This is a genomic window from Acidaminococcales bacterium (genome assembly GCA_031290885.1).
Lineage (GTDB): Bacteria > Bacillota > Negativicutes > Acidaminococcales > JAISLQ01 > JAISLQ01.
In genome coordinates, this window is record JAISLQ010000027.1 from 1 (window position 1) to 25,185 (window position 25,185).

Consider the following 25,185-nt stretch of genomic DNA (forward strand, 5'->3'; position numbering starts at 1 on the left):
GGTACAGATGCAACAAGTGCGGTTACAATTTCGTTGAAGGCGATGACAGGACGAATGAAAAGATTGCGGCAAAAAAGGCCATGTGCGTACTTTTGCATTCCCTTGGCAAAGCCTCATTCAACATGTTGGCAAAGCTGTTTGACACATGGCCGTCGCTGGCATACCGTTGGATTGTGGAGGCCGGAGCCAAAACTCCCCATACGGAGCTTACAGGCGAAATCCGGGAAATGGAGTTTGACGAAATGTGGCATTTCGTGGGTTCAAAAAAAACAGGCTTTGGGTCATCGAAGCCCTTGATCGTGGCACACGGAGAACCGTGGCATGGGTACTCGGCGGTCGTGATACTGCAACGTTCCGGCGACTCTACGGCAAAGTGAAACACCTGAGGGGCTGTACGTTTTACAAGGATGATTGGCGTGCTTTTTCCGAAGTTTTGCCGCCCGAACGCCATGTCGTCGGCAAGGCCCACACAATTGACATTGAGCACGACAACAGCAATACGCGCCATCACTTGGGAAGGTTCACGCGCCGTACAAAGGTGGTGTACAAAAAGGCGGAAATGGTTGCCGTCGCATTGAGGCTTTGGCGGATGTTGACTTCCGAAGAAGGTTTCAGACATTACCAAGGCATAGCGTTATATATCTATACATGAAAACTCTCGATATTTTATATCGTATACGGCATGGCTCGATTTTCTGTACTCCGGCATGGGTGTTCTCCTCTGCCGCAATTATACCATGCCGCCGGTTTCAATGTCAGGGCAAGGCTGAAAGCGTATACCGTCTAAAGGCGGTGGGCTTAGGCCACGCGGCAGAAGCTAAAAATCTTGCCCGGAGTTTACCGCCAGCGAGATGTTGCAAATGCTGTCCGTGTTGGCCGCTCCTATGCGCTTGTTATTATTTTATTGGCTTTCGGCAGCGCGTTTGGCGGCTTGCAGAACATCGTCGTATGTAAATTTTTTGTTTGTGCCGGCCGCTTCTTGCACCGCTTCTTGCAGTTTGGAATAGATTTCGTTTTCAAACCGTATGTCGTCGAAGTCTTTTATATCCGAGATGGCCGTATTTTCGTAATCGCCAACAGCCACAGTTTCACAGTCGTTTTCTTCAGAGAAACCAGGCGGTGCTACTTCGCGCTCGGCTTTCAGGATTTCCGCGAAATTGCTTTGCAAGTTCGACGTTGGTTTAATAAAGTTCATGTTGACATCTCCCTCCTATTAATATTTCTTTATGGCATTTAGGCCAATAACTATAAAAAAATAAGTCAGGCCATGCGACAAACATAATATGGCCTACGATATAAAACACAGGGACAGAACGATTGCATTCAAGAAAGCCGGACATGCCTTCGCCGAGCTGAAAGAAGCCTTCGGGATTACGGCGGCTACCTATTACGACTGGGGCAAGCGGCAAGATTGACCCGGAACAACTGCCGAGAGCGGTTGAGGAGAAGCCCGACATCTATCTGCGCGAGTTAGCCGCCAAATCCCGCTATGCGCTCCAATCCATTGACTGCAGGCTAAGGAAACACAAGATCTCCCAAAAAAAGACGTTCGCGTATTCTGAAAAGATAGAGACGGATAGGGAAGGGTTTCTTGGGACGCTGGAAAAAGTTCCGAAAGGCGCGCGTGCGTACGTTGACGAAAGCGGCATAGACAAGTGCCTTGTCCCGAACATGGGCGCGCGCGGCGCGAAGGTCGAAGCGCCCACCTATTTTTTTGCGTTGTACCGGCCTTTATACATATTGGACTGAATTACTATAGCGTGGCAAGTTTGCCGTAAAGACGCCAGTTTTTAACTTGCTAAAGGCAAGAGTCGCTATCCGCCAATTGGGAATTTCAACGAATTTTAAAATAAGTTACCTCGCCGGTTTTTATGTCGCCGGTTGCAGATGCCTCGTTGCGTTCGGCCTTGACCGTGGCAGAAAATTTGATATCGTCGGGATCGTTAAAATAGATCATAATTCCATCTGTTTTCAATTTCTCCATGCCTTTTTCCTTGGCCATTTTCTCCACATTGGCATAAAAGACCGGAATGGCTTCCCAGTTTACCCTGTCGGCATTATAAATATTGTCCTCGAGTTTGCCTGCACCGGTCAGCCTGACTGGAGTCGGCCCTTTCCAGCCGGTAGTGGCCGACCACATAAATTCATCCACATTGGCCGGTTTTTTCTGATCCTGGCGGATGAAGCGCACAAAATCCGAGTCGAGGTTGACATGTTGAAAAAGCATCAAAGGCGTGCCGCCACGAGCCTTCATCTCCGCCGCCATTTTCTTTGTCGCTTCTTTTTCGCGCATGATATCGCCGCCAAAGGCGCTTTTGGACGCGGACCCGCCGCACCCGGAAAGGAAGGCGACCGCCAATATAAGAGCCGCCGCTAAAAATAAACTTTTTTTCAAATAAATTTACCTCCCGTTTGGCATAATGATGTTTTGTGTAGGCAATTTAGAAATTACCCTGATAGCAACGACCAATTAAATTATATACAAAACAGCCTGTTTTTGCAACCTGAACTGAACCGGCAAAAAGACATTGCAAAAGAGCCTCCCGTCGTAGGATAATGAAACTACGATAGAAGGCAATTTTTATGAAAAGAAGTTGGGTAAATATCAAAGCGGCGGCAAAGCCTATGGTTGCCGACGCGTCCAAATTTGGCTGGAACGCAGAAAATCCTTGCGTTCCAGCCCCAAAACGATTCTTCGCATCATGCATCAATATGGGTTGCTACCTGAGATGCGTCGTCGCAAGAAGTACAAGCAGATGGGGCTTTTTATTCTTTGTCCGTTCCCTCTGGGCGGTTCAAGGTAGCGAGAAAAGAGCCGTGCGGCTCTTTTTGGCTCACTTCGTCTTACTCTGCCTACAGGCAATGCATCTGTTCCTCCTTCGTGAGCCATATCAAATTGGTAACACTGTTATTATAAGAATTGTTGTCAATATGATAAACATTCTCTTTATGTTCGGGGTTTTCCAAGAAAGTTTTTGCGACTATTCTATGTAAGTCTTCTCTAACTTGGCCTACATCTACATGTAAACATATTTGGTATTTGCCGCTACGGTTGTCAGGAACAAAATTGCGTTCTCGAAGAAAGTCCTTTTTTTTGCGCCAGTCAGGTTTAGTAAAATATGCCTTTTTTATTCGGAAAAAATAGCCATCCTGCTCTTCAAGGATATCTCCAAAAACATCTTTAGCTTCAGCCAAAGTGAATTTAGCGACATAACCGTAATTGCTGACCCAGATAATGTCTTTATAATGTTTCCACACTTCTTCTATCTGGCGCAATCCCATCTCTCCCATCCTGTCAACAAAGTCAAAAGCACTTTCTTTCTCATCTATAGACCAAATTCTAACTGGTATTGCTATTGCTTCTTTTTTCTTTCTGTTTGCGCAAACCTTTAGCGGTATTATAAACTTTTGCTCTACCTCCACAACATTACCTCCTTAATTTACAATAGACTTCCTGCGCAACCTAAACGGCTCTGTCAAAGTTACACAACCCACAAATCAAGCTAAAGCGGAGAGCAAAGCGTTTCCTGCGGTTGCGGTAGCGTTCAGCAACGATTCTGAACCGCTTGACAAAGCAAATCACCTGCTCGCTTAGCACACGCCGGCTCGAAATGTCGTGATTGTGGAGCTTGTCCGCCTTGCTCAAAGGGCTTCGGCTGAAACGCTTCTTGGGCAGTACGCAATTGGAGTGGATCTTTGCCATCCCTTGGTACCCTGTGCCGGCCTCAAGTACGGTTCCCGATTTTGCGTGCACGCCGCCTTGAAAAGACGCAAATCTGCCCGTTTCCCGTTGGCAAACGCAAGGCAGAGAACCTTGCCGTCCGCTTTGTTGACTATGGCTCGTGTTTTCAAAGCATGCCGCCTTTTCTTGCCTGAATAGTGCCGGCGCTGTTTTTTGGGGGGCGTTCAATCGGCGACTCTGTGGCGTCCACAAGGACCGCCTCGAACTCGGCACCATTTTTGAGCATCGCTTTGCGCCCGGGCAACGAAAATGTCCCGTCCTTTATCAAGACGTCTTCCACCCACCGGCTTATGCGAAGGGCACTAGTCTCGTGTATCCCGAAGCCTTGGGCAATGTGAAAATATGTACGGTATTCGCGCAGATGTTCCAGCGAGAGAAGAAGTTTGTCCTCAATTGGCAGTTTGCTTTTGTGGCCGCCTGTGCGCCGCTTTTCCGCTTCTGAAACAGATAGGATCTCCACCATTTTCGCAAATGTCGTACGCTTTGCCCCTGTTAGACGCCAAAAATCCTGATTGGATAGTTTGACTGTTTCTTCGTATTTCATATAATGAGCATATCAAATTTTTGCTTGCGCAGGAAGTCTAATCTATCTGCTGTATTCTTTTGCCAAGCTGCATTTTCCATGTGGCCGTTTTTTCTTGCCTTTCAGCCGGCGACATTGTCCGTTGGTTTTAAACTTACGCCCGGCCAGTTGACGTTTTGGCGGGGCGCATCTTGCCGAAACGCCCTGTTATGCCCGAAAGTGTCCCGAAAGGGACGGGCTTTCCTTTACATTTTTTTTCATAAATGATAGTATTATTATTGTAGGCGGCACGGGGCGCTGCCGCCGCGCCGTGAAATTTCGGGAAAGGGGCGACAATGTGTGATCAAACGCTACAGCACTCCCCAAATGGCGAAGTTGTGGACGGATGACAATGAGTTTCGCACCATGCTGAAAATAGAGATATTGGCTGCGGAAGCCATGTCCGAGCTGGGGCAGGTCCCTGAAGGTGCTTTGCGCGCAATCAAGGAAAAGGCGGACTTTACGGTGGAGCGGATACGCGAGATCGAGAAGGTTACCAATCATGACATCCTGGCTTTTTTGACGGCGGTGGCGGAGCGGGTAGGCGACGCCTCCAAATATATACACATGGGCCTTACGTCAAGCGACGTCAAGGATACGGCGCTGGCGTGCCTTATGCGGGACGCCGCGGACATTATTGTCGGGCGCCTCGAGAACTTGGCCGTTGTTTTGCGGCGGCGGGCGGCCGAGCACAAGCATACGCCGATGGTCGGGCGCACACACGGCATACACGCCGAACCCATGACGCTCGGGCTAAAGTTCGCCCTTTGGCTGGACGAGAACGAGCGCAACCTTGCGCGCATGAAAGCCGCCCGCGCGGCGGTGGCGGTGGGGAAGCTGTCCGGCGCGGTCGGGACTTATTCCAATATAGACCCTTTAGTGGAAAAATATGTATGCGAAAAACTTGGCATTCGGCCGGCGCGCATTGCCACGCAGGTAATACAGCGCGACATTCACGCTGAATTTATTGCCGCTATGGCGATCGTTGGCTCGTCGCTCGATAAGTACGCGACCGAGCTCAGGAACTTGCAGAGGACGGATATCCGGGAAACGGAGGAATATTTCACGCCGGGGCAGAAAGGTTCTTCCGCCATGCCCCACAAGCGCAATCCCATTACCTGCGAAAGGATCAGCGGCCTGGCCCGCATATTGCGCGCCAACGCGCAGGCGGCGCTGGAAAATGTCGCTCTCTGGCATGAACGGGACATTTCCCATTCTTCGGTGGAAAGGGTGATCCTGCCCGACAGTTCCCAACTGCTCGATTACATGCTGGAGAAAATTACCGGCGTCATAGACCGTCTGCTGGTTTATCCTGACGCCATGCTGGCCAACCTCAACAAAACCGGCGGCCTTGTTTTCAGCCAAAGGGTAATGCTCGCCCTGGTAGGCAAAGGCGCCCTGCGGGAGGACGCTTATTTGTGGGTGCAGAGAAACGCTATGGCGCGCTGGCTGGAAGGGGCGGATTTTAAGGACAATATCGCGAAAGATCCTGACATCGCCAAATTCCTTACGGAGGACGAGATAAAAGAATGTTTCGACCCGGCTTATATGTTGAGGAATGTCGATCTCATCCTGGCGCGTTTTGAAATCTGACAAAGGAGTTGATTGTTATGCCGTCTGTTGTAGTTGTAGGCGCCCAATGGGGCGATGAGGGAAAAGGCAAGATCGTCGATTATCTCGCGGAAAAATCCGATATAGTCGTGCGTTATTCAGGCGGGTCAAACGCCGGGCATACGGTGGTCGTAGCGGGCGAGGAATATAAACTGAGGCTTCTGCCTTCAGGCATACTGCACCCCGGCAAGCTCTGCGTCCTGGCCAACGGCGTCGCCTTGGACGCCAAGGTCATTTTGGGCGAGATTGAAGCGATAAACCGCCGGGGAATAGACACCGGCAATCTGCGCGTTTCCGACCGGGCGCATGTGATCATGCCTTATCATCAGGCGCTGGACAAACTGCAGGAAGAATATAAGGGCGCCGGCAAAATCGGCACTACCCAGAGCGGGATCGGCCCCTGTTACGCGGACAAAATGGCGCGGACCGGCATAAGGGTGTGCGATTTGATGGACGAGGAGATTTTCGCCGCGAAATTAAAAAATTGCCTTGCGGAGAAAAATCTCTTGCTTGACAAGATTTACGGCGCGCCGGGCTATGATTTCGCGCAAGTGTTCGCCGAATACATGGAATACGCCAGAAAGCTGCGCCCTTATGTGGTGGATACCGGCTTTCTTTTGGCCAGGGCGATGGAAGGCGACAAAAAAATAATGTACGAAGGCGCACAGGCAACCTTTTTGGACATCGATCACGGCTCTTATCCTTATGTTACCAGTTCCAACCCGATCGCGGGCGGCGTATGCACGGGCGCGGGGGTAGGGCCTAAATCCATCGGCACGGTGGTGGGCGTGGTGAAAGCCTATTCCACCCGCGTGGGCGAAGGGCCTTTCGTTACCGAGCTTTCAGATGAAATCGGCAGCCATATCCGCGACCGTGGGCAAGAATACGGCACCGTTACCAAACGGCCGCGCCGCTGCGGCTGGGTAGACGCCGCAGTGGTAAGGTACGCCGCGCAGCTCAGCGGCATGGACTATTTGGCGATTACCCGCCTCGACATACTGGATCAGCTGCCCAAGGTGAAAATCTGCACAGGTTACTCCTACAAAGGCCGGCGCATTGACTACATGCCGGCCAGCCTGAAAGAGCTGGCCAAATGCCAGCCGCTGTATGAGGAACTGCCCGGTTGGCAGGCCGACATCTCCTCCGCCGAAAAATACGGCGATCTGCCCGCCAACGCCCGCCGCTACGTGGAAAGGCTTTCCGAACTGTCCGGCGCGCCGCTTGGCATAGTGTCCGTCGGCCCCGGACGGACGCAGACGATCGTCCTTGCGGATCTTTTGTGACAAAACGGAAGCGCCCTTAGCGAAGATCCGAGGAAAAGGCGCCGGCAAGCCCGACTCTTTTGGCGATTGCCGCCGCCGCCCGGCGCATGTCGCTTATAGCCTCCGCCGGCAGATTGTCGATTATCGAGCTGAAGGCGGTTACGCTTATTGTGCCAAAAAGAGCGCCCCTGAATATTAAGATAGGAACGGCTATGCCGCAGACGCCCCGCCCGATTTCTTCGTCTTCGGTTGAGTAGCCCCGCGCCTCTATCTGCTCAAGCTCGCGGCGCAGCAGGTTTTTGTCGACAATGGTCTTGGGCGTGAAACTTTTAAAAACAAGCCGGTCTATGACGGCTTGTTTTTGTCCTTCCGGCAGGTAGTGCAAAAAAAGTTTGCCCGATGCCGTCGCGTAAAGCGGAAAAGCTTGGTACATCTTTGTAAAAATTATATAGTGGGCATTGTCGGGGTTCACCGTTTCAACAGTAAATATATTGTTGTTGGAAACCAGCTGGAGCCTGGCGCTGGCCTCGTACTTTTGCGCGATTTTGTCCAGGTACGGCCGGGCGAAGGGGCGGATGCCCTCCATTTGCGCGCTGTTGACAAGATCCGCCTTGCTTAGGTATGCAAGCCCAAGGGAGTAGCCGTTTTGGGCGCTGTTTTGCTCCAGGTAGCCATTGCTGAGCAAAGTATTGACAATGCCCCGCGCCGTATTGATGTTCAAGCCAAGCGCACAGCTTATCTCCGATAGGGTCAGGCGCGAATTTCTCCCCCCGTCGAAACAGTTTATAATGTCAAAGGCCCTTTGGATGGACTGGATGACGCGCACCGGTTTTTTCATAAGATAAAGCCGCCTTAATGAATAATTTCAGTTGCGTGGCTTTCGTTCATAATAAGTCATTATTATATTGACAAGTATGCCGCCGGCATGGTATAAAAAGACAATATAGTTTTATTGACTACATTGTCGTTTATTTGATGTTATATCAATAAGCAAAAATAGTCAATAATGTTGAAGGGTAAAATTGCTTTGCCGACTAAGAAATAATGGAGGAGATTGACGATGAAGAACCGAAAATCCTTACCGGCGCTCATGGCGGGGCTGCTTTTGTCCGCTGCCTTGCTGGGCGGCTGCGGCACAGACAAGAAAGCCGACGATGCCGTCAAGATCGGCTTGGCCATCCCGCTCACCGGCTCGTCGGCTCAGGACGGCGAAACGATCAAAAACGGCGTCCAGCTCGCGATCGATGAAGTTAACGGACAGGGCGGCATTAAAGGGAAAAAAGTCCTGCTTGACGTCCAGGACGACAAGTCTGACCCGAAAGAGGCGGCCATCGTCGCCAACAAACTGGCCGGCGACAAAAGCGTGCTGGCGGTAGTGGGCCATTTCAACAGTTCGGCCACGCTCGCCGGCGCCCCTATCTATAACAAAGCCGGCCTTGTGGAGATTTCCCCCGGCTCCAGTTCGCCGGCCGTAACCAAGGCGGGCGACTATACTTTCCGCGTAATTACAACCGACGCTTTCCAGGCTGACTATGTCGCCAAATGGGCCGTCAAGGATCTCGGCTATAAAAAGATTGCCGTAATTTATGAAAATAACGACTATGGCAAAGGCCTTGCCGATGTTTTTGACGAAAAGGCAAAGGGGCAGGGCGCGGCAATTGTTTCCAGCGATTCTTATCTTGCCGGCGAAACCAAGGATTTCAGCGCCATTTTGACCAAAATAAAAGCGGCGGGGCCGGACATGCTTTTCATCGGCGGCCTCTACAATGAAACGGCCCTTATTGCCAAACAGGCGAAAAACATAGGCCTGAACGCGCCGATCATGGGCGTTGACGCTATCTATTCCAACGCCTTGATAGACCTCGGCGGGAAAAGCGTCGAGGGCGTGCTGCTCCCCGGCTTTTTCCATGAAGGCACGGACAATCCCGTGGCGCAAAAGTTTATCAAAGCCTACAAAGCAAAATACAAACAGGATCCCGCGACCTATGCGGCCTATGGTTACGATGCCGCCAAAATAGTGCTGGACGCGATTGCCAACGCGGGCACGGACAGAAAAGCTATCCGCGACTATATAGCAAAAGTTAAGGGGTTCCAGGGTGCCACGGGCATCAATACGTTTGACGAAAACGGCGACGTTATGAAAGATCCGCTGCGCCTTGTCATCAAGGAAAGCAAGTTCCAGGTGGTAAAATAGTTTTGCCGCTGCCTACGGCAGGCACGGCGGCCGCCGTGCCTGCCCCGGGTTTGGCCGGTGCCTGACTGAGGGGAGGTCATGCGCGCGTGTTTTTTCAACAGCTGTTAAACGGCCTGACCATCGGCGGCATTTATGCCCTCATAGCGCTTGGCTATACTATGGTTTACGGCATACTGCAAATAGTGAACTTTGCCCACGGCGACATTTTCATGCTTGGCGCCTTCTTCGGCCTTTATCTGACAAGGGCGGCGGGAATGCCTTTTTTTATCGCCCTTCCCCTTGCCGCCGCCTTGACGACCTTGGCCGGGACGATTGTTGAGCGGCTGGCCTACAGGCCCATACGCGTCGCCGACAAATTGGCGGTTTTAATAAGCGCCCTCGGCATGTCAATGTTTCTGCAAAACCTTGCCATGCTGATTTGGGGGACGGAAACCCATCCTTTTAACATAGATGTGCCCATACGGACTTATACTTTCAGTTCCATAACAATATCCAACATTCAACTGAGCGTCATAGTTTTTTCCTGTTTGCTGATGACAGTCCTTTATTTTATTGTCAACCGGACAAAAATAGGCTTGGCGATGCGGGCCACTTCCCATAATCTCAACAACGCCCGCCTTATGGGCATAAATACCGACAGAATCATCTCCTTTACTTTCGGCGTTGGTTCAGGGCTTGCCTGCGTGGCGGGCATTTTTGTCGGCGTATACTATGACGCGGTATATCCCATGATGGGCTACTCGGCCGGCCTCAAAGCCTTTGCCGCCGCGATTTTAGGCGGCATTGGCAGCATACCCGGCGCCATGCTGGGGGGATTTGTCATCGGGCTGGTGGAAAACCTTGGCGCGGCTTATATCTCTTCAGGCTATCGGGACGCTTTTGCCTTCGGCATTCTCATTGTTGTGCTTATTTTCCGTCCTTCGGGCATACTCGGCAAGAAGACCCTTGAAAAGGTATAGGGGGCAATGCCATGTACTTATTTTTAAGCAGCAGGAAATTTCTGTTCCTGTTGCTCCTTGTTCTTTTGCTCTTGCCTTTTTTTATAACAAACAGCTATTTTTTGCATATTCTCATTTCCATCGGGCTATATGTCATCCTTGCCCTTAGCCTCAACCTCGTGACGGGCTTTGCCGGGCAGCTTTCCCTTGGCCATGTGGCCTTTTACGGCATAGGCGCCTATACGTCGGCATTGCTCATGCTCAACTTCGCTTTGAATTTTTGGCTTGCCGCCATTGCCAGCGCCCTTTCCGCCGGTATTTTCGGGTTTCTGCTGGGCCTGCCTACGCTAAGGCTGAAAGGCGACTACCTTGCCATAGTTACGCTTGGCTTTGCGGAAATAATCCGGCTCGTGCTTGTCAACTGGGATAGCCTGACCCGCGGCCCCATGGGGCTTCCCGGCATTCCCCCGCCGGAAATGTTCGGCTACGTTTTTTCCTCAAGGGAGTCTTTTTATTATCTTGTATTGCTTTTTGCCGTTTTCACCATCGTTTTTATGGCCAGGCTGACAAATTCGGGCGTAGGCATGGCCATGGAAACAGTCAAGGCGGATGAGATCGCGGCCGAATCCATCGGCATCTACCCAATCAAATACAAACTCCTGGCCTTTGTCATTTCCGCCGGGTTTGCGGGGGTGGCGGGCAGTTTTTACGCCAGCTATATTTCTTTTGTCAGCCCCGACACTTTTGTCTATAACGATTCATGCACTATACTGGCCATGGCGGTGCTGGGGGGGCTTGGCAGCGTTCCGGGGTCGGTCGCCGGCGCGGCCGCGCTTACGCTCATCCCTGAAATGCTGCGCTTTTTAAGCAGCTATCGGATGCTTATTTTTGGCTTTCTCATGGTCTTTATGATGATCTACCGGCCATCCGGTTTTTGGGGGGCGGACAAGCGGACGCTCAATGTTTACAAAATAAACGCCGAGGAAAACAAACATGGCTGAGATACTTAACGTCAAAGGCGCCACGATCCGCTTTGGCGCCCTCGCGGCGGTAAACAAAGTCAGCATGGCGCAAAACGACGGGGACATAATATCGCTTATCGGGCCGAACGGCGCCGGCAAGACGACCCTTTTCAACTTGCTGACGGGCATTTACCAGCCGGACGAGGGCGAAATTTTTTTCCACGGCGAAAACATAACTTCGCTCAAGCCCCATCAGCGGGTACAAAAAGGCATCTCCCGCACCTTCCAAAACATCAGGCTGTTCGCCGCCATGACGGTGCTGGAAAACCTGCTTGTGGCCAACGCCGGGTGCAGCGGCGAAGGCGTTTTTCGGGCCGTGCTGGGCGGAAAAGGCCTTGCCCGGCAAAGGCGGGAGATTGTTGAGCAATGCGAAAACATCCTGGAGACAGTCGGCCTTGAAGACAAGGCGGGCGAGATGGCGACAAGCCTGCCCTATGGCAAGCAAAGGCTGCTGGAAATCGGCCGCGCCCTTTCCACCGGCCCCAAACTCGTGCTCCTGGACGAGCCGGGCGCGGGCATGAACGGCGCGGAGAAAGAAGAGTTGACAAAACTCATCTACCACATAAAAGACAAGATGAAAAAGAACGTGCTCTTGATTGAGCACGACATGAAATTTGTCATGAATATATCGCACCACATTGTCGTGCTCGACCACGGCGAAAAAATTGCCGAGGGCTTGCCTTGCGCGATACAAAAAAACCGGCAGGTGATAGAGGCATATTTGGGCCGCGCGGCGTTCACCTTTGACGAGGAGGCGCAAAATGCTTAAAGCGGAATGCCTCCACGTGAAATACGGAGTGATACCGGCGCTTAAAGGCATATCTTTCCATGTGGGGCAAGGGGAGATAGTGGCGCTCATAGGCGCAAACGGCGCGGGCAAGACAACGGCGCTAAATTGCGTCTGCGGCCTTGTCAAAGCGGAGCGGGGCGGCATAACCTTCAACGGCCAAAACATCGCCAATATGCCTACCCACAAAATCGTTGCGCTTGGCGTTTCACAGGCGCCTGAGGGGCGCGGCGTATTCCCCAATCTCACCGTCCGGGAAAATCTTTCCCTTGGGGCTTACCTGCGCGATGACAAAAATGAAATTGAAAGCGACAGGGAAATGGTTTACCAAATATTTCCCCGGCTGAAAGAAAGGCAAAAGCAGTCGGGGGGGACACTCTCCGGCGGCGAACAGCAAATGCTGGCCATCGGCAGGGCGCTTATGTCCAGGCCAAAGCTGCTCTTGCTTGACGAACCGTCCATGGGGCTTGCGCCAATTATTGTTGAAGACATCTTCAGGACCATCAGGAACATAAACAAGCAAAACAAAACCACCATTTTGCTTGTGGAGCAAAACGCCCACATGGCGCTTATGCTTTCCAACCGGGCCTATGTGCTGGAAACCGGCGAAATAATTGCCGCAGGAAAATCAAGGGACCTTGCGGGCAACGACCAGATTAAAAAATCCTATCTCGGCTTATAAGGGGGAAGAAAAATGTCGGATACATTGAGGCCGGTGTCCATCTATACTTTGTTTGCCCAACTCTTTTCTTCCGTGGCGCGGGAGGTTACAAAAGACTTTGGCGCGGCGGGCGCGGCGGCGCTAAAGCGCGGGGTGAGAAAGTACGGCGAAGCCCGCGGCCGTCATATCGCACAAAATGCCGCTTCGGACGGCAAACCAAACACGCTCGAAAACTATCTGCCGTATTATGACATGGAACGCTCCGAGCTTTTTGTCTATGCCACGGCAACGGGCGAGAACCTGATAGACCAGAAGTTTTACAAATGCCCCTTTGCCGAGGCATGGATAAAAGAGGGCGAGCAGGCGCTGGGGAAACTTTACTGCGATGAAATAGACCGCGCCATCGCCAAAGGCTTTAATCCCAACCTCGAACACGAAGAAATAACGCATCTGCTCGACGGCGCGCCAAGCTGCCACATGACTTTTCAGATGAAAAAAGGGGACGAAAATGCGAAATAAACCTATTTGCTACGTCCCCGGCCGGCAAATCCCGGAAATATACGGCGGCGTGCCGACCTTTTTGGGCCTTCCCAAGATAGAAAACAAAGGCGACATCGCGGCCAACGATTTAATCGTCATGGGCGTCCCCTGGGAAGGGACTTGCACTTACGGCGGTTTTTCCGGCTGCGACCTTGCGCCCAAGTCCATCCGCGCCGCCTCCTTGCGCTACGGCGGGTACATGCCGGATTATGACATAGATGTGTTCGACCATTTGACGGGCGCCGATTATGGCGATACGCCGGTGCAAAACGGCAACCGGGAGTTTTCTTTTGCCGGCGTCAAAGAAAAGCTGAACGATATCCTTGCCTATGGCAAAATGCCGATAATTTTCGGCGGCGATCATTCCATTTCTTACCCTTTAATCAGCGAATTCGGCAAAAAACACGGGGGCAACATTGGCATAATCCACTTCGATGCCCACCTGGACAACGTGGCGGCCTTCGGCGACGAGCAATTTGCCCGCTGCTCGCCATTTTACCGCCTGTACGAAGATGCCGGCGTCAACCCCAAAAAGCTTGTGCATTTTGGCATAAGAGGGCCCAGGAACCATCCCGACGGGCTCAAATCAGCCAAAAAGTTCGGCGCGTCGGTGATTACGGCGCTGCAAATAAAGCTCATGGGCATTCAGGATGCCGTCAAAAAGGCGATCGGCATTGCCGCCGACGGCACGGCCGCCGTGTATATAACGATCTGCTCCGATGTCCTTGACGTGGCCCACAACCCGGCCGGCCCGCCGGACCCTTGCGGCCTGACGACTTTTGAGCTGGCGTATGCCCTTAATGAGTGCGGCAAAGTAAAAGCGGACGCTTTTGACTTTGTGGAAATATATCCGTCCAGGGACGCCAACAACGTATCTTCGCATGTCGCGGTTTGGCTTGTCCTGCATTTGCTCGCGGGCATCGCGCAAAGGAAAGGGAAAACAGTTGCCGATTGAATTTCCCATAAACTTGGGCGGGCGCCAAAAGCTAAAACCAATTTTCCCAATCATCCGCAAACTTTTCCCACAAATCCGGCAGTATTTTTCGGATACGTATTTGCTGCTCTCTTTCAGTGCCGGTAAAAATGCCCGCCTGATAGATGAGTTCGGGGTTGGCGCCTTTTTTGGCCGCGCCTTTGGCAATTTCCTCATTCACGTGATTGTCGTGCAATATGCCGAGAGCGTCCAGAAGGCGTTTCAGGCTCCGCATTACTTTGCTGTCGTCGCCGTAAGCCTTGCCTGACATGCTTTGCATTACGTAGCGCATTGACTTTGCCTTTATCCTGACCGCGTGCGCCGCGCCGTCGTCAGAAAAATCCGGGTACCGCCGGACGAGCGACTGCATGCGCCGGTACCAGCGGGCAAGCCGTTTGTTGGCTACTTTGCTGAGCGAAAGATCCTCCCGCTTCTCCCGTATGGGGCCGCCGGACACCCAGGCCATGAAAGCCACGAGCATGGGCGTTAAACGGGTCAACTCAAAAAAAGGCACTGTTTTGGATAGTTCCGCCGCGCGTTCCCGGCTTAAGAATTCCGACAGGCGATCGCTTTGTTTGGGATATTTTTTTTTGTGCGCGGCGTTGCCGCGCCAGTTGCTCAAGGCTATGTCCAGTTCCCGGAGGCGCGCGAGCTTTATGGTGAGGGCGCGCAGTTTCTCCCGCCATTTCATGGCGTCCGGCGCGAGGATTTTTTCCAGCATGGCCAGCACCGATCTGAATTTTCTTATTTCCACCCGCAACCGCCGCACCGGCAGCCGATCGCCCGGATGCAGGGAAAACTCCGCCGAAGCCTGGCTTATGCCGCACAGATGCCACCAGGCAAGCTCAAAAAGCGATTCTTCCACCGTGCGGCCGGCGAATTCTTTGACATGGAAGCGGCCAAATTCCACGCCTTTAATCGTGTCTTTGGCTCTTTGCTCATGGTTGCGGCTTTCCAGCGCGCAACGATACCTGCCGGACAGATTGGCCGCCTGGCGCAAAATATCGCCGTAGGGCCCGGACAGGCGGGTAAGGACAATTTCCTTGATCTCAACCGCCTGCCCGGCTACCATCATCTCCCCCTCCGAATAGGCAATTTTGACGCGGCTGGTGCCGCTGACCAACATGCCGCTGTGGAGTTTTACGTAGATACGGCCTTCGCTTTCTATTTCGTCGGCGTTTTTTGCGTCAACGACAATTTCTTCGTCCGTTGTGTCCAAAGGGAAGAAGTCTTTGCCCAGATGTTTGACGATATTGGACCAACCGGCTTTTTCCTGCAAAATGAGGACTATTTCCTTGTCCACCCCGACCGCCCTTCCATACGCGCCGCCAAGGACGCGCCCACCGCCTGACGGCGGCGGGAAATGTTCCAATGCTGTCTTCGGATTAAAATCATGCTATCTTTCTTTCGGGATAATTTAAGGCAAATTTTCCGCTTCCTGAACTCTAAGTTATCAGGCGCCTCTCCAGTTCGCCGTTGACGCAGGAAGGCATTTTTCTTCCTTCCAGGGCGCAGATCAGGTTTTCAAGGGCCATAAGCGACATGGCATCGCGGGTCTCGCGCGCTTGTCCGCCAATGTGCGGAAATATCGCGACATTGTCAAAAGCCAGGAGGGGATGGTCGCCCGGCAGCGGCTCAGGATCGGTAACGTCAAAGGCGGCGTAAGCGATTCTTTGGTCATTAAGCGCCCGGCAGAGGGCGTCCGTGTCTACCAAGCCGCCGCGCCCGATATTGATGAAACGGGCGGTGGGCTTCATTTGGGCAAATTGCCTGTCCCCGAAGAATTTGCGCGTTTTTTCGTTGAGCGGCAAAGACAAAAGCACGAAATCAGCTTTGCCCAAAAGTTCGGCCAAAGGCAAATATTGCGCCCCTATCTCCGATGCCGCGGCGGAAGGCTTGCGGTTGTAGTAAGCTATGGACATGCCGCTGGCCCTGGCCCTTTGGGCGACGGCCAGGCCGACGTTGCCCAAGCCGATTATGCCGAGCAGTTTACCTTTAAGGTCCATCCCCATGGCAAAAGGCTTTTTCCGGCCCCATTCCCCGCTTTTGACATGCTCCCACGCTTTGTGCAGATAACGCGCGCTGCATAAAATAAGCCCGAAAGCGATGTCGGCCGTCGCGTCGGTTACCACGCCCGGCGTATTGCCCACCAGCACGCCCCTTTGGCTGCAGGCCGCAACGTCTATATTGTCATAGCCGGCGGCAATTTGCGAAACAACCTTCACATTAGGCGCTTTGTCAAGCAGCTCCCCGTCTATTTTGGTCCGGCCGCCGGAACAGATGGCGTTGGCTTCCGCCAACCAGGCGAGCCATGTTTCTTTTGGCGTGTCCGCTTCCCTTATTTTCAAATCGAACATTTGCCGCATTTTTTCCACGCCGGACAAATGGAAGTTGTTGGTCAGGACGACTTTATATTTTTTCACGTCAAATCACCTCGCCGGCACTATTTCCAGCCAGTAGCCGTCCGGGTCGCTTATGAAATATATGCCCATGTCATGGTTTTCATAACAGATGCAGCCCATTTTTTCGTGCTTTTCATGCGCGGCGGCGTAATCGTCCGTGCTGAAAGCCAGATGGAACTCGTTGTCGCCGAGATTGTAATCTCTGTCCCAATCGCGCAGCCAGGTAAGTTCCAAAAGGTGCGGCACTTGCCCGTCCGACAGAAAAACTATTTCAAAAGCGCCGCTTTCCGGCTGTATGCGCCGTACTTCTTTCAGGCCCAGCGCCTCCTCGTAAAAAGGCAGGCTTTTCTTTAAATCCCTCACGTTCAAATTGTTATGATAAAACTTAAACCGCATGGCAGCGCCCCCCCCCCTTTTTTGATTTTTCGCGGGAAGATCTCTCCTTTAGATGGAATAGCTTTCTATGGTCAGCCCCACAATTTTGTTAAGGTCGATAATCTCGCCGTCGCTCGTCCTTACTACCGGTTCCTTGTACGCCGTATGGCTCCAGACAATCTCCGCCAAACGTCCGTCGTCGAGCGTAACGCGGTTGCTCATGACAAAATCCTCTAAATATTTGGCTAAAACAGCGCACAGCCCCGGGTCGAAATGCAAAGCCCAAAACGGCAGTTCCTTAATGAGCTGCGGAATTTTTAACGCTTCCCGGCCGCTGTTCAAGGGATAAATCGCCCGGTCGACAGCATTGGCCAAAGCTACCACCCGTACGACGCCCGGCAGTTTGTCCGCTTTCAACCCAAGCGGGTAACCGATGCCATCGAGCGTTTCATGGTGGCTGCCGATGATGAGCAGCACTTCCCGTGGCAGGAAACGTTGTTTTTTGATAATGTTCACGCCGGTGAGCACATGTCGTTTATAAAGCTTCTGCTCCTCAAGGGAGAACTTTTTGTTGAAATGGAGCATTTGTTCAGGCAACTCAGTGCAGCCGATATCGTGCAAGATGGCGCCGTAGGTTACCGTCATGATTTCACGGCTGTCCATGCCGGCCAGTTGCGCCAGCTTGGTGGCGATGATCGCCGTCCGCATGGAATGTTCGGTCAACACCGCAACATCTACGCGGTATGGATAAAGACAATAACCGATCACTCCCGGCGTGCTTATGACAAACCGATTGAGTTTATTAACAAAAGTGCCGCAAACGTCGCCCAGAAACAAAGCCCGGCTGCGGGAATCGCTCACAAACAATTTGTTCAGCTCCTGCAGCATGGCGACGTAAACATCCAAGGTATTGCTATTTAGAAGGCTGGTGATCTTGATTGCGCTGCCCGCCTTGCTGTCATGGACCTTGGAATAAAGATGCCGGTCGCCCTCGCCGCGCAGGATGGACTTGATGTTGGCCTCAAATATGCCCAATTCATTTTTCATCTGCTCCAGGGACATTTCCGGCTTTTCTTTAGCCAAGTCGTCGGCCAACTGCTTTTTGAGCGACTCGTCGGTATCGCCGGGTTCGCGCACCCTGATGAAATCAATATTCCATGTTTTCAATATCTCCGCGTGCGCTTTTGTTATTTCGGCATTAGCGTCCAAAAGGACATTGTTTTTCAGGTCGGCGATCGGCTCGGCAGTGATCATTCCATCTGTTATGTCGTTTCTTGCCACTCTTTTCACAGAATCAATTACCTCCAAAAATTTGCTTGTCCGAACAGGCCCATAACAATTAATTTCGCTTCCTTTTTTTCAAATCCTCTTTATTTTGTCGCTAAATTGACCGCGTATTTAGAGTTATGTTATAATTTAGAAAAAATAAATATTAGGGATTCCCTGAAGGCAAGGTGTCATTTATGCGTAACTTGTTTATGCTGCTTGTTGCCGCCATTTTTTTGACGGCCGGTTGCGGCGGCCAATCCGCCCCGTCCTCTCCCGCCATTACAGTTAAGGTGGGCGCCAGCGTAACGCCCCACGCCGAAATCCTTGATTTCATCAAACCGATTTTGGCGAAGGATGGCGTAATCCTGCAGGTGGTTGAAATGACCGACTATGTGCGGCCAAACATCGCCTTGGCGGAAAAGGAGCTTGACGCGAATTATTTTCAGCATGTGCCTTATCTGGAAAAATTCGCATCCGACCACAAACTGGCGATTGTTTCCATCGCCAAAGTCCATGTGGAACCTATGGGCATATACTCAAACAAAATAAAGTCTTTGGCCGCCCTCCCGCAAGGCGCGATCGTTGCCATACCCAACGACCCTACTAACAGCGGGCGAGCGCTCATGCTCCTGGAAAAAGCCGGAGTGATAAAATTAAAGCCCGGCGCCGACATCGCGGCCGTCCCCGGCGACATTGCCGAAAACCCGAAAAAAATCGTCATAAAAGAATTGGAAGCCGCGCAACTGCCGCGTTCGCTTGAAGATGTCGCGCTGGCCGTTATAAACACCAATTACGCGCTGGACGCCAAACTGTCGCCGCTGAAAGACGCGCTTTTTATTGAAGCGGCCGACTCTCCCTACGTCAACATACTCGCAGTCAGAAAAGGCGACGAAAACAGGCCGGAACTTAAAAAACTTGCCGCCGCGCTCACTTCGCCCCAAACGAGAAAATTCATTGAGGAAAAACATAAAGGCGCGGTCATTCCCGCTTTTTGAGGAGATTTCCAATGGCTGACTTTGACCTGCCGGTTGGCGCCAAAGCGCGCAAAAGCGAACAAGTTACGCCCGCCAATACCGCCAGGGCTTACGGCAGCGGCGCAATAGACGTTTACGCCACGCCGGCGATGATCGGCCTGATGGAAGGGGCCAGCCTCGGCGCCGTTGACCCTTTGCTTCCTGATGGCTTCGGCACGGTCGGACTGAAGGTAAACATTTCGCACATAGCCGCCGCCTTGCCCGGCGCGGAAGTGGCGGCCGAGGCCGAGCTTACGGCTGTGAACGGGAAAAAACTGTTTTTTAAAGTAGCCGCCTTCGCCGGCGAAAAAAAGATCGGCGAAGGGACGCATGAGCGCTATATTGTAAACTTGGCCGAGTTTCTCGCCCGCACGAGCCAAAAATGACGGGGGGCGGCTGTTGCCCGGCAACTGTCCGCCGGTTGTTCTTCGCGGAGCTTAAGTGGCATTTTTAAGCACGACCGCCAGCTCAAACAGCCTGTTCCAGGGAAAGTCCACCGTTAGGCGGTAACGTCCGCTTTGGGGCAGATATGCGCGCGCGAGGGCGGTCATTTTGGTTAAAGCCGCCGCCGCCAGCATCTCCTTATGTTTGTCCAGTTCAGAGCCGTCAAGACCGCGCGGCCATACTATATCGCGGTAAAGCGCGCCGCGCACGTTCGCTTGGTACGCCCAGTCGTCCATGTAGCGGACGGCAAGTAACCTTTCGCGGTCATTGTCCTCCATGTAAGGGGCGAGAAGGCCTTGCCCCAAAGCGTAGCCGATGGAATTGCCGGCCGTGTTCCAGCCGGCGTAGGCGTCTATCCGGCAAGACAGACCTTCCCGGCAAATTCCGGCGACTAAGGCGTTGGACGCGCCGTTGCCGAATTCCACATCGGCGATGGCGGCTTTCTTGTTGGCGCGCATTTGCTTTTTTATCAGTTCGATAAAGCTTTGCGCATGTCCGTTTACGGCCGCCGTATTTTCCGGCGCGGCCGCCTCGAGCGTTGCGCCGCTTTGCGGCGTGTTTATGAAAAACGCCAGATCCGCCCGCTCCGCCGTCCGCACCGGCATTCCGCCCACCGCGTAGATATGGTCGTTCACCGTCAGCCCCACCGGGGCGTCTTCATAGGAAGGGACAGTTTCCCGGCCGGCCCCCCCCGCATATTCCACATAGACGAACGGTATATATTGCCGGCGATCCAGCACTGCCCTGGTCAAAAGCAAAAGGCCCAACTGGTCGGCGCCGGGGAAGGAGCGGTAATTGTAAAGCCGTGCGGCGGCGGATTCCTGGGCAAGCAGCCGCGCTTCTTTGCGCGATTGGGAAAAAGGGGCCGTATCGTCCCGGCCGAGGGCAAAATAGTCAAAAGCGCCTTCGGCTGCTGCGAGCAACAATTTGTTTACGCCGAAGTTCAAAGCGCGCCGGTTCAGCCAGTCGCCTCTGACCCGGGCCGGGATTTTCGCCAGCAATTCCCGTTTTTCCGCTTTTTCCCGGCGGCTCAGCCGCCGGATGCCTTCTTTGTCCTCTAAAGCGCTCAGGCGGAAAATATCGGCGCCCCACTCCTCGTAATAAGGCGGTTCCGTCCCCTTGGAAAAAGAGCGCGGCGTGCGCATGATTGTGCCGAACACATAAAGGTTGAAATAAACATAGCGATTTTTCAGCCCAATCAGCCGCTCCGCGCGCGCGTTCAATACGTCCGCCGCGTAATCGTGCGTCCGCGAGGCGACCAAGCCGCCGTAGATGAGCGCATCGGCCGCCACCACCGCCGACGAGGCGGTGCGCGACTGTTCTTCCAGCCAAGCCATCAACTTGTCCGGGTCGCCGGATTTATACCGGGAGGCCAGCAGTTCAGCGGGCGGTGAAACTATCTCCCAGCCGGCGCTTTTCAATATATCTTCCGCGTAAGACAGATTGACCGGCCGGTCGTCCATCGGCACAAAAATAATTTTTTCCGCCGCCGCCGCCGCCGCCGGCAACAGGAAAAAAATTAAAAGGGCTATGCGCAAAAAAACATTCATTGGCCATTTCACCTGTTGTCATATTCCCCGTTTATATTATAGAATTAAATTGTACGATACGCAAATAATTTTAAGGAGTCGGTCCCATGGCAAAAATCAACACCAACTATCTGAAACTGCCAGGCAGTTACCTGTTTGTCGAAACTAAAAAACGGGTCGCGGAGTTTAAGGAAAAACACCCCAACGCCGACATCATCAGCTTAGGTATCGGCGACGTTACCCAACCGCTGGCGCCGGCAGTCGTCAAAGCCATGCGCCAGGCGGTGGACGAAATGTCAAAAGCCGCCACTTTCCGGGGCTACGGACCGGAACAAGGTTATGATTTTCTGCTCAAAGCCATTGTCAAAGGCGACTATCTGGCGCGCGGCATAAAAATAAGCGAAGAAGAAGTCTTTGTCGGCGACGGCGCCAAATGCGACGTCGGCAACATTCAGGAGATTTTTGACAAGGGCTGCACCGTAGCCGTCCCCGACCCTGTATACCCGGTTTACCTTGACACCAACGTAATGGCCGGACGCACCGGAAAATTAAAAAAGAACGGCTACTTTAAAGGCATCGTCTATCTCAAGGGCATGGCCGAAAACAACTTTTGCCCGGAACCGCCTTCGGAAAAGGCTGACCTCATATATCTTTGTTCGCCGAACAATCCTACCGGCGCGGCGTTTAACAAAAAACAGTTGAAAAGATGGGTGGAATACGCCCGCAAAAACGAGAGCGTCATAATATATGACTCCGCCTACGAGTCCTATATAACCGAACCTGACATACCGCACAGCATATATGAAATACCGGGCGCGCAGGAGTCGGCGATCGAAATACGTTCCTTCTCCAAGACCGCCGGTTTTACGGGAGTGCGCTGCGGCTATACGGTAGTGCCGCAAAAACTTGCCGTGCGCGCGGCCGGCGCGAAGATAAAACTCAATGGCCTATGGAGCCGCCGGCAAAGCACTAAGTTCAACGGCGTATCCTACATAACCCAAAGGGGCGCCGAAGCCGTCTACGGCGGGGAAGGCAGCGCACAGATCAAACAAATAATTGATTATTACATGGGGAACGCGCAGGTAATCTGTTCCGGCTTCGCCAAGCTCGACCTTAATATGTACGGCGGCGTCAACGCGCCTTACATCTGGCTGAAAACGCCCAAAGGCATGTCTTCGTGGGAAATGTTCGACTACCTGTTGGCCAAGGCGCATGTAGTCGGTACGCCGGGCGTGGGCTTTGGGCCCGCCGGCGATGGTTATTTCCGCCTTACCGCGTTCGGCGACGCCGAGCGCACAAAAGAAGCGATTGAGCGGATCGGCAAAATTTTTTAGGGCATATTGGCGCTGCCGTTCAGATAGCGCCAATGCGCCTTTGCCCAACGATAGACATTTTCCCAAAAACCTGCGGCGGCATCCGCAGGTTTTGCTTTTCTCCCGCCGGCGAAGGGAAGCCCTGACAATTCATTGCAATGTTACGCCGGAAAAGATATTTTAAACACAGCCTTGAACACCAAGCAATCCCGGCAGGAAGGCAAGAAAGAAATGAAAAGCCGCCCGTAGGCGGCCAAGTGGCGGACAAAATATTATTGCGCGGAAAGTATTTTCCGCGGAGGTTTTTGCAAAACAATCTCCCGGCAAAAGGGCGCTAAACGCGCAGAGCGCGCAAAGCGTTGAAAATCGCGAGCAAGGACACGCCCACATCGCTGAAAACCGCCGCCCACATGTTGGCGAGCCCTAAGGCGCCCATGGCCAAAACCACCGCTTTTACGCCAAGAGCCAGAACTATGTTCTGCCAAACAATTTTTTTGGTTTTGCGGGCGATATTGATCGCGGTGAGGATTTTGGACGGTTCGTCCGTCATGATCACTATGTCAGCCGCTTCGATTGCCGCGTCCGAACCCAGGCCGCCCATCGCCACGCCGGCGTCCGCCCGCACGAGCGCCGGCGCGTCGTTTATGCCGTCGCCCACAAATATCAGGACGCCGCCGTTTGTTTTTTCTCCTTCCAACTTCTCAATGATCGCAATTTTTTCATGCGGCAAAAGTTGGGCGTAGACCTGATCCAGGCCGAGAGCGTCCGCCACGTGTCCGGCAGCTGCCCGGCTGTCGCCGGTCAGCATGACCGCCCGCCGCACTCCCAGCGATTTCAGCCCGGCGACCGCCTGCGCGCTGTCGGGTTTTAATTCGTCGGCTATTTCGATATGGCCGGCGAATTTCCCGTCAACCGCGACGTATACGACCGTTCCCGGGCTTTCCGCTTCTTTGTATGTTACCCCGGCGGATTTCATCAGCTTGTCGTTGCCCGCCAGCACGGAAAGGCCGGCAACGCGCACGCTTACGCCTTGCCCGGCGATTTCGCGCGCTTCGGTTACATTTTCCGCTTCCGGGGCGTTTTTGCAGGCTTTCCGTATCGACAAGGCGATCGGGTGCGTGGAATGGCTTTCCGCGCCCGCCGCGTAAAACAGGAGGCCATCTTTTGCCAGATCGCCGGAGGGCGTAACGGAAATTACATTAAATACGCCTTTGGTAAGCGTCCCCGTCTTGTCGAACACGACCGTGTCCACCCGGCTTAAAGCGTCAAGATAATTGCCGCCCTTGATCAATATGCCCTGGCGCGACGCGCCGCCGATGCCGCCGAAAAAACTGAGCGGCACGGATATGACGAGCGCGCAGGGACAAGAGATCACCAAGAATACCAAGGCGCGTTCCGCCCATTCCGCGAAAACGGCGCCCGGCCAGACAAGGGGGGGGACGAACGCCAAGAGCGCGGCGGCGAAAACAACGCAGGGCGTATAATGGCGGGAAAATTTTGTGATGAAATTTTCCGCGGGCGCTTTTTTTTCGCTGGCGCTTTCTACCAGATCAAGTATTTTTTTCACGGTGGATTCACCGAACTCCCGGGCAACTTCGACGGTCAGCAGCCCGTTCAGGTTGATGGCGCCGGAAAGCACGGCGCTGCCCGGCCCCACGTCACGGGGCAAAGATTCGCCGGTCAGCGCGGAAGCGTCGAAAGCGGAAAAGCCCTCCACGACCACGCCGTCCAGCGGAGCTTTTTCGCCCGGCCTGATGACGATAAGATCTCCCGGCTTTACTTCTTCGGGCGTTACCCTTTTTACGCCGCCCGGCGTCTTTAAATTGGCAAAATCCGGCCGTATGTCCATCAGGGCCGCGATCGAGCCGCGCGCGCGCTCCACCGCTTTGCGCTGGCAAAATTCACCGACCTGATAAAAAAGCATGACCGCCACGCCCTCCGGATATTCCCCAATAACAAAGGCGCCGATGGTCGCCGCGCTCATGAGAAAATTTTCGTCCAGCACCTCGCCGCGGGCCAAGTTCCGCGCCGCCCGCAGCAGCACGTCGCCGCCCACCAGAAGGTAGCTTGCCAGAAAAACCGCCAGGTTGGCTGGATAGGAAAGGTCAAGCGCCAAGGCGCCCGCGAACATCGCCGCGCCGGCCGCGAGCAAGGCGGCGCGTGCGCGGCCTGTTTCGTCGCCGCTTTTTTGCGCGCCGCTTTTGTTTTTATAGTCGGAAACCTTTACGTCAGGTTCCGCCGCCGCTATAAGTTCCTTCACCCGAAAAAGCAGTTCCGGCCAACTTGCTTCGTCCGCCACGCCCAGCGTCAGCTTTTGCCCGGCGAAATCCACACGGGCGAAACTGACGCCCGGCAAGGCCCGCAAGCCGTATTCTATCTTGCGCGCGCAAAACGCGCAGTCCAGCCCTTGCAAATAAAATGTCTTCGGCATTAATTTGTCGTTTGTTTCCCGCATGATAAGCTCTCCTCCTTTTCTTTGGACATAGCGGCAGCTTCCCCGCCGCCGCGCCCCCCCGGACAGTTGTCCGGGCGACCTTGCAAACGGTTG

General features: G+C 53.4%; 25 protein-coding genes and 2 pseudogenes. 16 read left to right on the forward strand and 11 right to left on the reverse strand.

Annotated features, from left to right (window positions below; translation table 11 throughout):
- Both LBO03_03275 and LBO03_03280 read left to right on the forward strand, forming a co-directional pair.
- A partial coding sequence (locus tag LBO03_03275; GenBank protein ID MDR3348617.1) for a hypothetical protein occupies nucleotides 1-377 on the forward strand: 377 nt, incomplete at its 5' end.
- Nucleotides 284-652, forward strand: a complete 369-nt coding sequence (locus LBO03_03280; GenBank protein ID MDR3348618.1) for a hypothetical protein — start codon at nucleotides 284-286, stop codon at nucleotides 650-652. The genes LBO03_03275 and LBO03_03280, both read left to right, overlap by 94 nt.
- Nucleotides 653-901: 249 nt before the next feature.
- On the opposite strand, the gene LBO03_03285 is transcribed toward LBO03_03280, so the two are convergent.
- Entirely contained in the window at nucleotides 902-1,195 is a 294-nt protein-coding gene (locus LBO03_03285; protein ID MDR3348619.1) for a hypothetical protein, read from the reverse strand.
- A gap of 88 nt (nucleotides 1,196-1,283) precedes the next feature.
- On the opposite strand from LBO03_03285, the pseudogene LBO03_03290 reads away from it, so the two are divergent.
- Nucleotides 1,284-1,749, forward strand: a pseudogene (locus LBO03_03290) (transposase).
- Between the two features lie 85 nt (nucleotides 1,750-1,834).
- Here the strand turns inward: LBO03_03290 and LBO03_03295 are convergent.
- Nucleotides 1,835-2,395: a hypothetical protein gene (locus LBO03_03295; GenBank protein ID MDR3348620.1), complete on the reverse strand. Its 561-nt coding sequence runs from the start codon at nucleotides 2,393-2,395 to the stop codon at nucleotides 1,835-1,837.
- Between the two features lie 199 nt (nucleotides 2,396-2,594).
- On the opposite strand from LBO03_03295, the gene LBO03_03300 reads away from it, so the two are divergent.
- On the forward strand, nucleotides 2,595-2,804 hold the full coding sequence (locus LBO03_03300; GenBank protein MDR3348621.1) for a transposase: 210 nt from the start codon (nucleotides 2,595-2,597) through the stop codon (nucleotides 2,802-2,804).
- Nucleotides 2,805-2,853: 49 nt separating this feature from the next.
- Here the strand turns inward: LBO03_03300 and LBO03_03305 are convergent, their stop codons facing one another.
- Together LBO03_03305 and LBO03_03310 are read right to left on the reverse strand one after the other, a co-directional pair.
- Nucleotides 2,854-3,423, reverse strand: a complete 570-nt coding sequence (locus LBO03_03305; protein MDR3348622.1) for an HNH endonuclease — start codon at nucleotides 3,421-3,423, stop codon at nucleotides 2,854-2,856.
- Between the two features lie 40 nt (nucleotides 3,424-3,463).
- Nucleotides 3,464-4,286, reverse strand: a pseudogene (locus LBO03_03310) (IS5 family transposase).
- A gap of 318 nt (nucleotides 4,287-4,604) precedes the next feature.
- Here LBO03_03310 and purB point away from each other — a divergent pair.
- A complete protein-coding gene (purB, locus tag LBO03_03315) occupies nucleotides 4,605-5,897 on the forward strand; it encodes an adenylosuccinate lyase (GenBank protein ID MDR3348623.1) in 1,293 nt (430 codons plus the stop codon).
- A 17-nt stretch (nucleotides 5,898-5,914) separates the two neighbouring features.
- On the forward strand, nucleotides 5,915-7,198 hold the full coding sequence (locus tag LBO03_03320) for an adenylosuccinate synthase (protein MDR3348624.1): 1,284 nt from the start codon (nucleotides 5,915-5,917) through the stop codon (nucleotides 7,196-7,198).
- Between the two features lie 16 nt (nucleotides 7,199-7,214).
- Here LBO03_03320 and LBO03_03325 read toward each other — a convergent pair whose 3' ends face one another.
- Nucleotides 7,215-8,015, reverse strand: a complete 801-nt coding sequence (locus tag LBO03_03325; protein ID MDR3348625.1) for an IclR family transcriptional regulator — start codon at nucleotides 8,013-8,015, stop codon at nucleotides 7,215-7,217.
- Between the two features lie 222 nt (nucleotides 8,016-8,237).
- On the opposite strand from LBO03_03325, the gene LBO03_03330 reads away from it, so the two are divergent.
- The 7 genes from LBO03_03330 (at nucleotide 8,238) to LBO03_03360 (ending at nucleotide 14,274) form a co-directional block, all read left to right on the forward strand.
- Nucleotides 8,238-9,371 carry an ABC transporter substrate-binding protein gene (locus tag LBO03_03330; protein ID MDR3348626.1) on the forward strand — a complete coding sequence of 378 codons (1,134 nt, stop codon included), beginning with the start codon at nucleotides 8,238-8,240 and terminating at the stop codon, nucleotides 9,369-9,371.
- An 86-nt stretch (nucleotides 9,372-9,457) separates the two neighbouring features.
- Nucleotides 9,458-10,330 (forward strand): branched-chain amino acid ABC transporter permease, encoded by an 873-nt coding sequence (locus tag LBO03_03335; GenBank protein ID MDR3348627.1) that lies wholly within the window; start codon nucleotides 9,458-9,460, stop codon nucleotides 10,328-10,330.
- 11 nt (nucleotides 10,331-10,341) lie between these two features.
- Entirely contained in the window at nucleotides 10,342-11,310 is a 969-nt protein-coding gene (locus LBO03_03340; GenBank protein MDR3348628.1) for a branched-chain amino acid ABC transporter permease, read from the forward strand.
- A complete protein-coding gene (locus tag LBO03_03345) occupies nucleotides 11,303-12,100 on the forward strand; it encodes an ABC transporter ATP-binding protein (protein MDR3348629.1) in 798 nt (265 codons plus the stop codon). Before LBO03_03340 ends, LBO03_03345 begins: the two co-directional genes overlap by 8 nt.
- Entirely contained in the window at nucleotides 12,093-12,800 is a 708-nt protein-coding gene (locus LBO03_03350; GenBank protein ID MDR3348630.1) for an ABC transporter ATP-binding protein, read from the forward strand. Before LBO03_03345 ends, LBO03_03350 begins: the two co-directional genes overlap by 8 nt.
- Before the next feature lie 12 nt (nucleotides 12,801-12,812).
- Nucleotides 12,813-13,298 (forward strand): L-2-amino-thiazoline-4-carboxylic acid hydrolase, encoded by a 486-nt coding sequence (locus LBO03_03355; GenBank protein ID MDR3348631.1) that lies wholly within the window; start codon nucleotides 12,813-12,815, stop codon nucleotides 13,296-13,298.
- Complete coding sequence (locus LBO03_03360) at nucleotides 13,288-14,274, forward strand: agmatinase family protein (GenBank protein MDR3348632.1); 987 nt, start codon at nucleotides 13,288-13,290, stop codon at nucleotides 14,272-14,274. The genes LBO03_03355 and LBO03_03360 overlap by 11 nt, the downstream gene beginning before the upstream one ends.
- Before the next feature lie 31 nt (nucleotides 14,275-14,305).
- Here LBO03_03360 and LBO03_03365 read toward each other — a convergent pair whose 3' ends face one another.
- From LBO03_03365 to LBO03_03380, 4 genes are all read right to left on the reverse strand, one after another.
- Complete coding sequence (locus LBO03_03365; GenBank protein MDR3348633.1) at nucleotides 14,306-15,595, reverse strand: CHAD domain-containing protein; 1,290 nt, start codon at nucleotides 15,593-15,595, stop codon at nucleotides 14,306-14,308.
- A gap of 142 nt (nucleotides 15,596-15,737) precedes the next feature.
- A complete protein-coding gene (locus LBO03_03370; protein ID MDR3348634.1) occupies nucleotides 15,738-16,715 on the reverse strand; it encodes a D-glycerate dehydrogenase in 978 nt (325 codons plus the stop codon).
- A gap of 6 nt (nucleotides 16,716-16,721) precedes the next feature.
- A complete protein-coding gene (locus LBO03_03375; GenBank protein ID MDR3348635.1) occupies nucleotides 16,722-17,090 on the reverse strand; it encodes a VOC family protein in 369 nt (122 codons plus the stop codon).
- 48 nt (nucleotides 17,091-17,138) lie between these two features.
- Nucleotides 17,139-18,359 carry an HD domain-containing protein gene (locus tag LBO03_03380; GenBank protein MDR3348636.1) on the reverse strand — a complete coding sequence of 407 codons (1,221 nt, stop codon included), beginning with the start codon at nucleotides 18,357-18,359 and terminating at the stop codon, nucleotides 17,139-17,141.
- A 173-nt stretch (nucleotides 18,360-18,532) separates the two neighbouring features.
- Between LBO03_03380 and LBO03_03385 the strand changes: the two genes are divergently transcribed.
- Together LBO03_03385 and LBO03_03390 are read left to right on the forward strand one after the other, a co-directional pair.
- Entirely contained in the window at nucleotides 18,533-19,333 is an 801-nt protein-coding gene (locus tag LBO03_03385; GenBank protein MDR3348637.1) for a MetQ/NlpA family ABC transporter substrate-binding protein, read from the forward strand.
- 11 nt (nucleotides 19,334-19,344) lie between these two features.
- Nucleotides 19,345-19,737: a thioesterase family protein gene (locus tag LBO03_03390; GenBank protein MDR3348638.1), complete on the forward strand. Its 393-nt coding sequence runs from the start codon at nucleotides 19,345-19,347 to the stop codon at nucleotides 19,735-19,737.
- A 51-nt stretch (nucleotides 19,738-19,788) separates the two neighbouring features.
- Here the strand turns inward: LBO03_03390 and LBO03_03395 are convergent, their stop codons facing one another.
- A complete protein-coding gene (locus LBO03_03395) occupies nucleotides 19,789-21,345 on the reverse strand; it encodes a DUF4127 family protein (GenBank protein MDR3348639.1) in 1,557 nt (518 codons plus the stop codon).
- An 86-nt stretch (nucleotides 21,346-21,431) separates the two neighbouring features.
- Here LBO03_03395 and LBO03_03400 point away from each other — a divergent pair, with 86 nt between their 5' ends.
- Complete coding sequence (locus LBO03_03400) at nucleotides 21,432-22,658, forward strand: LL-diaminopimelate aminotransferase (protein ID MDR3348640.1); 1,227 nt, start codon at nucleotides 21,432-21,434, stop codon at nucleotides 22,656-22,658.
- A 313-nt stretch (nucleotides 22,659-22,971) separates the two neighbouring features.
- Here LBO03_03400 and cadA read toward each other — a convergent pair whose 3' ends face one another.
- Nucleotides 22,972-25,092, reverse strand: a complete 2,121-nt coding sequence (cadA, locus tag LBO03_03405; protein MDR3348641.1) for a cadmium-translocating P-type ATPase — start codon at nucleotides 25,090-25,092, stop codon at nucleotides 22,972-22,974.
- Nucleotides 25,093-25,185 lie beyond the last annotated feature (93 nt).

Bases quoted from the DNA above. Each gene is read 5' to 3' on its own strand.
- LBO03_03285 (MDR3348619.1), bottom strand. From the start codon at position 1,195: ATGAACTTTATTAAACCAACGTCGAACTTGCAAAGCAATTTCGCGGAA.
- LBO03_03320 (MDR3348624.1), top strand. From the start codon at position 5,915: ATGCCGTCTGTTGTAGTTGTAGGCGCCCAATGGGGCGATGAGGGAAAA.
- LBO03_03325 (MDR3348625.1), bottom strand. From the start codon at position 8,015: ATGAAAAAACCGGTGCGCGTCATCCAGTCCATCCAAAGGGCCTTTGAC.
- LBO03_03330 (MDR3348626.1), top strand. From the start codon at position 8,238: ATGAAGAACCGAAAATCCTTACCGGCGCTCATGGCGGGGCTGCTTTTG.
- LBO03_03340 (MDR3348628.1), top strand. From the start codon at position 10,342: ATGTACTTATTTTTAAGCAGCAGGAAATTTCTGTTCCTGTTGCTCCTT.
- LBO03_03345 (MDR3348629.1), top strand. From the start codon at position 11,303: ATGGCTGAGATACTTAACGTCAAAGGCGCCACGATCCGCTTTGGCGCC.
- LBO03_03350 (MDR3348630.1), top strand. From the start codon at position 12,093: ATGCTTAAAGCGGAATGCCTCCACGTGAAATACGGAGTGATACCGGCG.
- LBO03_03355 (MDR3348631.1), top strand. From the start codon at position 12,813: ATGTCGGATACATTGAGGCCGGTGTCCATCTATACTTTGTTTGCCCAA.
- LBO03_03360 (MDR3348632.1), top strand. From the start codon at position 13,288: ATGCGAAATAAACCTATTTGCTACGTCCCCGGCCGGCAAATCCCGGAA.
- LBO03_03375 (MDR3348635.1), bottom strand. From the start codon at position 17,090: ATGCGGTTTAAGTTTTATCATAACAATTTGAACGTGAGGGATTTAAAG.
- LBO03_03385 (MDR3348637.1), top strand. From the start codon at position 18,533: ATGCGTAACTTGTTTATGCTGCTTGTTGCCGCCATTTTTTTGACGGCC.
- LBO03_03390 (MDR3348638.1), top strand. From the start codon at position 19,345: ATGGCTGACTTTGACCTGCCGGTTGGCGCCAAAGCGCGCAAAAGCGAA.
- LBO03_03395 (MDR3348639.1), bottom strand. From the start codon at position 21,345: ATGAATGTTTTTTTGCGCATAGCCCTTTTAATTTTTTTCCTGTTGCCG.
- LBO03_03400 (MDR3348640.1), top strand. From the start codon at position 21,432: ATGGCAAAAATCAACACCAACTATCTGAAACTGCCAGGCAGTTACCTG.
- cadA (MDR3348641.1), bottom strand. From the start codon at position 25,092: ATGCGGGAAACAAACGACAAATTAATGCCGAAGACATTTTATTTGCAA.